Below are 9921 nucleotides of genomic sequence, written 5' to 3' on the forward strand. Positions count from 1 at the left end.
GAGGTCAGGATGAGACGTTCGAGGATCGTGGTGGGAGTCGTGATGATGGCCAGCCTGTTCGGGTGCGGAGGCGAGGGGGCCGGCGACGACGCGCCAGACGCCCAGCGCACCGCGGAGAAGACCCGCACCGCCGCGTCCACGACGTTCGAGGCGATCGGGCAGGGTGTGGAGGCTCTGGGGTACACCAGCACGGGCGCAGGTCGGTGGGCGATCTGCGGTCAGGAACCGAGCCCGAACGGAGCCCAGTACGTCGCGGAGATCGCCGTCACCCAGAGCAACGTGCCCCCCTCGAAGTACGGCGCCGTCGTCCGCGAGCAGGCCGAGGCCCAGGGCTGGAGCGTCAAGGAGGCCGGCGCCGACACGCTCGAGGGCCGCAAGGACGGGCTGACGCTGCGCGCCCAGTACGGCGCGGCCGGGATGAACCTGTCGGTGCGCAGCCGGTGCCTCGACGTGCCGAAGGACGAGATCCGCCGACTGACCGACCAGCCGAAGGACGACCTCGGCGTCGCTCCCCCGTCGTGACGAGGGTCCGCCGCCGCTTTTCACATAGCAACGACGACGGCCCGCCCCGAGGATGCTCGGGGCGGGCCGTCGTCGTGCGTCGCGCTGGGCGTCAGTCCAGGTAGTCGCGCAGCACCTGCGAGCGGGACGGGTGACGCAGCTTGCTCATCGTCTTGGACTCGATCTGGCGGATGCGCTCACGCGTGACGCCGTAGACCTTGCCGATCTCGTCGAGGGTCTTCGGCTGGCCGTCGGTCAGGCCGAAGCGCATCGAGACGACGCCGGACTCGCGCTCGCTGAGCGTGTCGAGCACCGCGTGCAGCTGCTCCTGCAGGAGCGTGAACGACACGGCGTCGGCCGGGACGATCGCCTCGGAGTCCTCGATGAGGTCGCCGAACTCGCTGTCGCCGTCCTCGCCGAGGGGCGTGTGCAGCGAGATCGGCTCGCGACCGTACTTCTGGACCTCGACGACCTTCTCCGGCGTCATGTCCAGCTCGAGCGCCAGCTCCTCCGGGGTGGGCTCGCGGCCCAGGTCCTGCAGCATCTGGCGCTGCACACGGGCCAGCTTGTTGATGACCTCGACCATGTGCACCGGGATGCGGATGGTGCGGGCCTGGTCGGCCATGGCGCGGGTGATCGCCTGGCGGATCCACCAGGTCGCGTACGTGGAGAACTTGAAGCCCTTGGTGTAGTCGAACTTCTCGACCGCACGGATCAGGCCCAGGTTGCCCTCCTGGATCAGGTCGAGGAAGAGCATGCCGCGGCCGGTGTAGCGCTTCGCGAGCGACACGACCAGACGCAGGTTGGCCTCGAGCAGGTGGTTCTTCGCCCGACGACCGTCGACGACGATCCAGTCGAGCTCCTCGCGCGTCTTCTCGGAGATGCGGCCGCCCTTGCCGAGCTTCTCCTCGGCGAACAGGCCGGCCTCGATCCGCTTGGCGAGCTCGACCTCCTCACCGGCGGTGAGCAGGGAGACCTTGCCGATCTGCTTGAGGTAGTCCTTGACCGGGTCGGCCGTGGCGCCGGCGACGAGCACCTGCTGCACCGGCTCGTCGGACTCGTCGGCCGCCGACAGCGTGAAGCTGGACTCCTCGTCCTCCTTCAGCGTCGGGTCGTTCTTGAGGTCCTTGACGAACTCCTCGTCGGAGATGTCGGGCAGGACCTTCTTGCCCTGGGCGTCGACCTTCGCGGCCTGACCACCCTCCGGCACGTCGAGCGCGTCGGCGATGTCGACGGGGGCGTCGGCAGTCTTCTTCGCCGCGGCCTTCTTGGCCGGCGCCTTCTTGGCGGCCGTCTTCTTGACCGGCGCCTTCTTCGCGGGAGCGGGGGCGGCGGTCTTCTTGGAAGTCTTCGTCACGGGCTCTTCTGATCTCGCGGGTGGGCTGGACGATCGTGCTGCGCGCTACCCCGGACGGCCTCGGCGAGGAGGTCGACGACGGTTCCAACGTGGCGGGACGGCAGGATCTGACACCTGCGTCCGAGGACGGAACTCACCGAGGACTCACCTCCCTGACCTGTCTGAGGGCGCAACAAAGAGGCCTGCGGTCAACCTCTGCGTGATCCAGTGTGCCACGGGGACACAACCGGCGTGGTCGGACCCCCTGGATGGTCCGCGCGCCCTGCGACCTCAGTCGAGCGGCCAGGTGTGCACCGGCTCGTTGGTGTGCATGAGCTCCGCGTAGCGCCGGGTGACGGCACGCAGCGCCGCAGTGCGGTCACCCGTCCGCCCCAGCTCCTGCTCGACGGCCGAGACCAGCCAGGTCGCGCCGTTGGCGCCGCGGATGCACCGCTGCTCCACGACGTCGAGCAGCCGGTCGGAGACCGCGGTGTCGACGCCCATCTGGCCGAGTCCCTCGTGGGCGAGCGGCAGGAGGTGACGCAGCACCAGCTCGCGGACGGACACGGTGCCGACCGAGGGCCAGTACTGGTCGGCCTCGATGCCCACCCGCGCCGCCTGGTGGAAGTTCTCCTCGGCCGCCCGGAACGAGAGCTGCGACCAGACCGGACGCTCGCTCTGGCGCATCACCTGGACGAGGCCGTAGAACAGCGCCGCGTTGGCGACCGTGTCGACCACCGTCGGCCCGGCGGGGAGCAGCCGGTTCTCCACCCGCAGGTGCGGACGTCCGTCGCTCACGTCGTAGATCGGGCGGTTCCACCGGTAGACGGTCCCGTTGTGCAGCAGCAGCTCGGCGAGCGCGGGGACGCGTCCCGCCTCGAGCTCGGCCACCGGGTCCTCGTCCTCCACGATCGGCAGCAGCGCCGGGAAGTACCGGACGTTCTCCTCGAACAGGTCGAAGACCGAGGTGATCCACCGCTCCCCGAAGAAGACGCGCGGCCGGACGCCCTGCGCCTTCAGCTCCTCGCTGCGCGTGTCGGTCGCCTGCTCGAACAACGGGATCCGCGTCTCGTGCCAGAGCTGTCGGCCGAGGAGGAACGGCGAGTTCGCGCCCACGGCCACCTGCACGCCGGCGATGGCCTGGGCGGCGTTCCACGTGGCCGCGAAGTCGTCGGGCTCGACCTGCAGGTGCAGCTGCGTGCTCGTGCAGGCCGCCTCGGGCACGATCGTGTCGGCCGTCGTCTCCAACCGGTCGACCCCGTCGATGACGATCGCGATGTCCTCGCCACGCGCCGAGAGGATCTGGTCCGACAACAGGTGGTAGCGCGGGTTCGGCGAGAGCGACTCCTGACGCAGGTGCTCCGAGCGCAGGGTCGGCAGCACCCCCACCATCAGCAGACCGGCCTCGGCGCGCGCGGCCTTCTCCTGCGCCTCGTTGAGGTCACGGCGGACCGTCTGCTCCAGGACGGCGAAGCCGTCACCGCTCGCCGGCTGCGGCGGGACGTTGATCTCGATGTTGAACAGCCCGAGCTCGGTCTGGAACGCCTCGTCGGCGATGGCCTCCAGCGCCTCGGCGTTCCGCATCGCGGGGTCGCCCAGGTCGTCGACGAGGTTCAGCTCGATCTCGACGCCGATCTGCGGCTCGCCCACGGAGAAGTCGTGCTCGGAGAGCATCCGGGCGAACACGTCGAGGCAGCGTCGTACCTTCTCCCGGTACCGCGTCCGGTCCTCGCGCGTGAAGGTCCTGTCGTCGACGTCCTGACCCATGCGCTCACCCTAGGGGCGACGCCGGCCCAGTGCGCGTCATCGCAGGGTGCCCGCGTCCGCGAACGCCGCGCGCACGATCTCCCGCAGCCTCCGCGGGTGCGTGCCGAACCGGAGGGCGTCACCGAGGGTCGCTGCCATCGTGTAGCCCGGGTCCGCGGCCCTGGCCCGGTCGAAGCCGAGGGCGGCCTGCGCGCCGTCGCCCCGGAGGTACGCGAGGTAGCCGGCCACCGTGTACGGCACGGCGGCGTAGACCCCGGGCGACCGCCGGGCCAGCTCGCGCCACGTGGCGAGCCGCTCGGGACCAGCGTCGTCGAGGGTCGGCCAGAGCCCGTCACGGACCGCTCCCAGCGTCAGCCAGACGCCCAGCCGCAGCAACGACCGGGCGTCCACCGCGTCGACGCCGGAGCGCTCGACGGTCCGCACGACGTCCTGCACCTCCTGGAGCCCCGTGACGGCGAGGTCGGTCGGCGCGCGCCACGACTGCTCCACCAGCTCCCGCTCGACCTGGACCACCTGCGTCAGGAGCCACCTCGAGCCCGGTCCGTCGCACGGGCGCCAGCGGTCCTCCAGGGCCGTGCGGTCGGGCAGCACCTCCTGGCCCGCGAGGACGGCCTCCAGCACCGCCGGATGGTGCGGGCTCAGGTCGAGGGGCGTCCCGGTCGGGTCGTCGTCCGAGGCGGTCCAGTAGCGGCTGGTGTCGGTCCAGGCGACGACGACCGGTCGGATCGCGCCGAGCGCGCCCTCGACCGCACGCGCTGCCTGCGCGGCTCGCTCGACCCGGGTCGAGACGACGAGCACGATGGCGCCGTCGGCGCCCTGGGCGCGCAGGTGTCCGGCCACGAAGCGGCCCACGTGCTCCACGTGGTCGTCCTGGTCGGGCAGGTCCACGCGCATCGTGAAGCCGAGACGGTGCCGCGGGCCGCTCGTCGCGATCGCGCAGATCGACTCGTGCGGGGCGAAGCCGAGCGCGGTGGGCAGGAGGTTGAAGAGGTCGGCCACGTCGTGGGCCGTGTACACGGGTTGGGAGGTCATGGACCCAACCTGCTGCGCGCGGACGGCGTGCGGCGGTGCGCGTTCCCCGCCTGTGGACGGACGTCAGGCCAGGGCGCGCCCGGCGACCGAGGGTGTGGACGCAGCGACCGTCGGCGGTCCGCAGCAGAATGGGACCATGCGGTCCACGGCGTCGGTGCTCCACCTCGACCTCGACGCCTTCTTCGCCTCGGTGGAGCAGCGCGACAAGCCGTCGCTGCGCGGCCGACCGGTGATCGTCGGCGGCATCGGACAGCGTGGCGTGGTCTCCACCTGCTCCTACGAGGCGCGCGTCCACGGCGTCCGCTCGGCGATGCGCATGGCCGAGGCCCGGGCGCGGTGCCCGCACGCGGCGTTCCTTTCGGGCCGCTTCGACGCCTACCGCGAGGCGAGCACCCTCGTCATGCGGCGCCTGCGCGAGGAGTCGCCGCTCGTCGAGCCGCTCTCGCTCGACGAGGCCTACGTCGACCTCGCGGCCGGTTCTGACGACGACCTCTCCCCCGATGCCGTGCTCGAGCGCGTCGAGACGCTGCGCCGCGACATCACCGAGATCACCGAGGGCCTCACGGCCTCGGTCGGCGTCGCGTCCTCGAAGCTCATGGCGAAGATCGCCAGCGAGCTGCGCAAGCCCGACGGCATGTTCGTGGTCGCCCCCGGCACCGAGCTCGCGCTCCTGGAGCCCATGCAGGTGCGGGCGATCCCGGGCGTCGGGCCCGCGACGGCCGAGCGGCTGCGCCGGATCGGGGTCGGCACGGTCGGCGAGCTGCGCGAGCGCGACGAGGACGAGCTGGTCCGGCTTCTGGGCTCCGCGTCGGGACGGTCCCTCGCCCGCCTCGCCCGTGCCGACGACGACCGACCCGTCGTCGCCGAGCGCGAGGCGAAGTCGATCAGCGTCGAGGACACCTTCCCCGACGACGTCACCGACCGGGCCCGGCTCGAGGGCGTCGTCGACACGATGGCGCGGCGCGTCGGTGGACGGCTGCGCAGCGCAGGTCTCTCCGGCCGCACCGTCACCCTGAAGATCCGCTACCACGACTTCGAGACCCACACCCGCTCCACGACCCTCGCGGGCCCCACCGACTCGCCCACGCTGCTCGCCGCGAGCGCGCAGGGCCTGCTGGCCGCCACGGACCTGTCGGGCGGTCTGCGCCTGGTCGGCGTCGGGGTCAGCGGGCTCGCGGACTGGGTGCAGGACGACCTGTTCGCCGAGCCTGAGCCCGACCCCGATGCGGGGAGCACGGACGAGCCGTCCACCGGTCCCGAGCCCGTCGCCGAGCCCGCTCCCCGCTCCCCCGACCCCGGCCCGGTCTGGAGCCCCGGCGCCGACGTCCACCACCGCCACCACGGCGACGGCTGGGTGTGGGGCGCCGGCCTCGGCCGGGTGACGGTCCGCTTCGAGACGCGACTCACGGGTCCCGGGCCCGTGCACACCTTCGCGGCCGGCGACGACGCCCTCACGCCCGGTCACACGGGCCCCACACGCCCGCGCCGACCCGACGAGCTGACCGCGCCGAGCGCCGCGGAGCGGTCGAGCGACGAGGGCCTGGGTGCCGGGCGATAGCGTCACCGCATGACGTCGACGCACGAACCGCCCGTCGCCCCTCAGCACCCGGTCGTCCGCCGCCACCACGGCGACGAGGTCGAGGACCCGTACGAGTGGCTCCGCGACAAGGACGACCCTCGCACCCTGGCCCACCTCGAGGCCGAGAACGCGTACGCGGAGGCCCGCACGGCCCACCTCGCCGACCTGCGCGGTCGGCTGTTCGAGGAGATCCGCTCACGGACCCTCGAGACCGACCTCTCCGTGCCCGTGCGGCACGGCGGCTGGTGGTACTACTCGCGCACCGTCGAGGGCAGCCAGTACGCCATCCGCTGCCGCACGGCGGTCTCGTCCCCCGACGACTGGGAGCCGCCGACCCTCGTGCCGGGTGAGCCCGTGCCCGGCGAGGAGGTCCTGCTCGACTCCAACCTCGAGGCCGAGGGGCACGACTTCTTCTCCCTCGGCGGGTTCTCGCTGAGCGACGACGGCAACCTGCTCGCGTGGTCGACCGACGTCGTCGGCGACGAGCGCTACACGATCCGCGTGAAGGACCTGCGCACCGGCGAGCTGCTCGCCGACGAGATCGCCGGCACGAGCGGCGGCGTCACCTGGTCCGCCGACGGGAGCCACCTCTTCTACACGACCGTCGACGACGCGTGGCGTCCCCACCGCGTCTGGCGACACCGACTGGGCTCCGACGCCGACGACGTGCTCGTCCACGAGGAGACCGACGAGCGGTTCTTCACCGGTGTCGGGCGCACCCAGTCCGAGCGCTACCTCGTGATCGGCGCGTCGTCGAAGATCACGAGCGAGGTGCTCGTCCTCGAGGCCGACGACCCGACCGGCGACTTCAGGGTCGTGGTGCCGCGCCGCGACGGCGTCGAGTACTCGCTCGAGCACGCAGTGGTCGCCGGACGCGACCTGTTCCTGGTGCTGCACAACGACGGCGCGGAGGACTTCGAGCTCGGCGCCCTGCCCGTCGACGCCGCACCGGTGGATCGACCCCTGCGCGAGGCGCTCGAGACGGTCGTGCCGCACCGCGCAGGCACGCGCCTGGAGGGCATCGACGTCTTCGCCCGGTCGCTCCTGCTCTCCTACCGTCGCGAGGCGCTCACCCGCGTCGCCATCGCGAGCATCGACGACGGCGGTCTCGGCGAGCCGCGCGAGATCGACTTCGGCGAGGAGCTGTTCACCGCCGGGGTGGGCGCGAACGCCGAGTGGGACCAGCCCGTGATCCGCCTCGGGATGGGATCGCTCGTCACGCCCAGCACCGTGCTCGACCTCGTCGTCGAGACGGGCGATCTGGTCGTGCGCAAGCAGCAGACGGTGCTCGGCGGCTACGACCCCGCCGACTACGTGCAGCACCGCACGTGGGCGACCGCCGACGACGGCACGCTCGTCCCGATCTCGCTCGTCGCCCGCGCCGACACCCCGCGCGACGGCTCCGCACCCGCCCTGCTCTACGGGTACGGCTCCTACGAGATCAGCATCGACCCCGGCATGTCCGTCCCACGGCTGTCGCTGCTCGACCGCGGCTTCGTGTTCGCCATCGCCCACGTCCGCGGCGGCGGCGAGCTCGGTCGCGCCTGGTACGACCAGGGCAAGCTGACCCACAAGAAGAACACCTTCTCCGACTTCGTCGCCGCGGCACGCCACCTCGTGGCAGAGGGCTGGACCTCGCCCGAGCGGCTCGTCGCGGAGGGCGGCAGCGCCGGCGGCCTGCTCGTCGGCGCGGCCCTGAACCTGGCGCCCGACGCGTTCGGCGCCGTCGTGGCGGAGGTCCCGTTCGTCGACGCCCTGACGACGATCCTCGACCCGAGCCTGCCGCTGACCGTCATCGAGTGGGACGAGTGGGGCGACCCGCTGCACGACCCCGACGTCTACGCCTACATGAAGTCCTACACGCCCTACGAGAACGTCGCCGAGGTCGCGTACCCGCCGGTGCTCGCAGTGACGAGCCTCAACGACACGCGGGTGCTCTACGTGGAGCCTGCCAAGTGGGTCGCGCGGCTGCGCGAACGGTCGACCGGCCAGGTCCCTGCCCTCCTCAAGACCGAGATGAACGCCGGCCACGGCGGCGTGAGCGGACGCTACGCGGCCTGGCACGAGCGGGCCTGGGAGCTGGCCTGGATCATCGACGTCGTCGGGGCGCCCCACGAGCCCCGACCGGTTGCCGCCGATGTCGGCGCCGGCTCGTAGGCTGCTCGCGTGCTCCGCATCGCCACGGTCAACGTCAACGGCATCCGCGCCGCCCTCCGACGCGGCATGGGTCCCTGGCTCGAGGCCGCCGACGCCGACGTCGTCACCCTGCAGGAGGTCCGAGCGCCCGACGCGCTCGTGCACGAGCTGATGGCCGGGACCGGCTACCACGTCGTGCACACCGAGGCCGCCGCCAAGGGTCGCGCGGGCGTCGCGGTGCTCAGCCGCACCGAGCCCAAGGCGCACCGCGTCGGGCACGGCGACCCGTCCTTCGACGACGCCGGCCGCTGGGTCGAGTCCGACATCGTGCTGCCCGACGGCAGCCTCCTCACCGCGGTGTCTGCCTACGTCCACTCCGGCGGCGTCGGCACGCCCAGCCAGGACGAGAAGTACCGCTTCCTCGACCAGCTGCTGGTGCGCCTCGCTGAGCTGCGCGACCACGCCGACCACGCGGTCGTGACCGGCGACTTCAACGTCGGCCACACCGAGCTCGACATCAAGAACTGGAAGGGCAACCTGAAGAAGGCCGGGTTCCTCCCGGAGGAGCGCGCGTACCTCGACCGCGTGCGCGACGAGCTCGGCTGGGTCGACGTCGCGCGGATGCACGCCGGCGAGGTCGACGGTCCCTACACCTGGTGGTCGTGGCGGGGTCAGGCGTTCGACAACGACACCGGGTGGCGGATCGACTACCAGCTCGCCACGCCCGAGCTGGCCGCCACGGTCAGTGCCGCCCGCGTCGACCGAGCCGCGACCTACGCGGAGCGGTTCTCCGACCACGCACCGCTCGTCGTCGACTACGCCCTCTGACCGTGGCGCTCGCCCGCGTCCTCGGACCCGTCCGAGCGACCGGCCTCGGCGCCGGGTCGATGCTGGGGGCCGGCGTGTTCGTCGCGCTCGGTCCGGCGGTCGGGCGCACCGGCGTCTTCGTCGTGTGGGCGGTGCTGCTCGCTGCGCTCGTGGCCGGGCTCAACGCCCTGGCATCGGCCCGCCTCGCCAGCCGGTACCCGGCCGCGGGCGGCACCTACGTGTTCGCGCGGGAGCGGCTCGGGCCCGCCTGGGGGCACCTCGCGGGCTGGGTGTTCGTGGTCGGGAAGACCGCGTCCTGCGCGGCGATGGCGCTGGCGGTCGGGGCCCACCTGGCGCCTGGTCACGCGACGACGCTCGCGGTCGTCGCGGTCGCCGTGCTGACGGCCGTCGACCTCGCCGGCGCCCGCCGCTCGGCCGACGCGCTCACCGTGTCGGCGGTGCTGGTCGTGCTCGTCGTCGGGACGTCGTCGCTCCTCGTCCTCGGCGAGGCGCCGCGAGACGACGGGACCGGCTACGCCTTCGACCTGCAGGCCGTCCCGCAGGCCGCGGCGCTGCTGTTCTTCGCGTTCGCCGGCTACGCGCGGCTCGCGACCCTCGGTGAGGAGGTACGCGACCCCGAGCGCACCATCCCGCGCGCCGTCGCGGTGTCGTTCGCGGTCGTCACCGTCCTCTACGTGGTCGCCGCCGCAGCCGTCTCCCACGCGCTGCCGCCCGACGTCGCCGACGCCAGCGGCCGCGCCGT

At 72.5% G+C, this 9921-nt stretch carries 8 protein-coding genes; 5 read left to right on the forward strand and 3 right to left on the reverse strand.

The annotated features are described in order from the left end of the window. Positions 1-9 precede the first annotated feature (9 nt). Complete coding sequence (locus NH339_RS06775; protein WP_253023747.1) at positions 10-522, forward strand: hypothetical protein; 513 nt, start codon at positions 10-12, stop codon at positions 520-522. Between the two features lie 91 nt (positions 523-613). Here NH339_RS06775 and NH339_RS06780 read toward each other — a convergent pair whose 3' ends face one another. The 3 genes from NH339_RS06780 to NH339_RS06790 form a co-directional block, all read right to left on the reverse strand. Beyond that, positions 614-1858, reverse strand: coding sequence for an RNA polymerase sigma factor (locus tag NH339_RS06780; RefSeq protein ID WP_083516350.1), 1245 nt, complete (start codon positions 1856-1858; stop codon positions 614-616). 270 nt (positions 1859-2128) lie between these two features. Continuing rightward, the gene (locus NH339_RS06785; protein ID WP_253023759.1) at positions 2129-3604 is read right to left on the reverse strand and encodes a glutamate--cysteine ligase; all 1476 of its coding nucleotides are present in this window, start codon (positions 3602-3604) and stop codon (positions 2129-2131) included. Between the two features lie 36 nt (positions 3605-3640). Further along, a complete protein-coding gene (locus NH339_RS06790; protein WP_253023761.1) occupies positions 3641-4636 on the reverse strand; it encodes a DUF4192 domain-containing protein in 996 nt (331 codons plus the stop codon). A gap of 136 nt (positions 4637-4772) precedes the next feature. Between NH339_RS06790 and NH339_RS06795 the strand changes: the two genes are divergently transcribed. The 4 genes from NH339_RS06795 to NH339_RS06810 all read left to right on the forward strand — a co-directional run. Further along, positions 4773-6194 carry a DNA polymerase IV gene (locus NH339_RS06795; protein WP_253023763.1) on the forward strand — a complete coding sequence of 474 codons (1422 nt, stop codon included), beginning with the start codon at positions 4773-4775 and terminating at the stop codon, positions 6192-6194. Between the two features lie 9 nt (positions 6195-6203). After that, entirely contained in the window at positions 6204-8372 is a 2169-nt protein-coding gene (locus NH339_RS06800; protein WP_253023765.1) for a S9 family peptidase, read from the forward strand. 9 nt (positions 8373-8381) lie between these two features. Beyond that, positions 8382-9179: an exodeoxyribonuclease III gene (locus NH339_RS06805; RefSeq protein WP_253023767.1), complete on the forward strand. Its 798-nt coding sequence runs from the start codon at positions 8382-8384 to the stop codon at positions 9177-9179. 2 nt (positions 9180-9181) lie between these two features. Then, positions 9182-9921, forward strand: a 740-nt coding sequence (locus NH339_RS06810; RefSeq protein ID WP_253023773.1) for an APC family permease, incomplete at its 3' end; no start/stop codon positions are given.

It is taken from the genome of Aeromicrobium sp. CnD17-E, assembly GCF_024124745.1.
Lineage (GTDB): Bacteria > Actinomycetota > Actinomycetes > Propionibacteriales > Nocardioidaceae > Aeromicrobium.

Excerpts from the sequence above, each read along its gene's own strand:
- NH339_RS06775 (WP_253023747.1), top strand. The coding sequence starts at position 10 with ATGAGACGTTCGAGGATCGTGGTGGGAGTCGTGATGATGGCCAGCCTG.
- NH339_RS06785 (WP_253023759.1), bottom strand. The coding sequence starts at position 3,604 with ATGGGTCAGGACGTCGACGACAGGACCTTCACGCGCGAGGACCGGACG.
- NH339_RS06790 (WP_253023761.1), bottom strand. The coding sequence starts at position 4,636 with ATGACCTCCCAACCCGTGTACACGGCCCACGACGTGGCCGACCTCTTC.
- NH339_RS06795 (WP_253023763.1), top strand. The coding sequence starts at position 4,773 with ATGCGGTCCACGGCGTCGGTGCTCCACCTCGACCTCGACGCCTTCTTC.
- NH339_RS06800 (WP_253023765.1), top strand. The coding sequence starts at position 6,204 with ATGACGTCGACGCACGAACCGCCCGTCGCCCCTCAGCACCCGGTCGTC.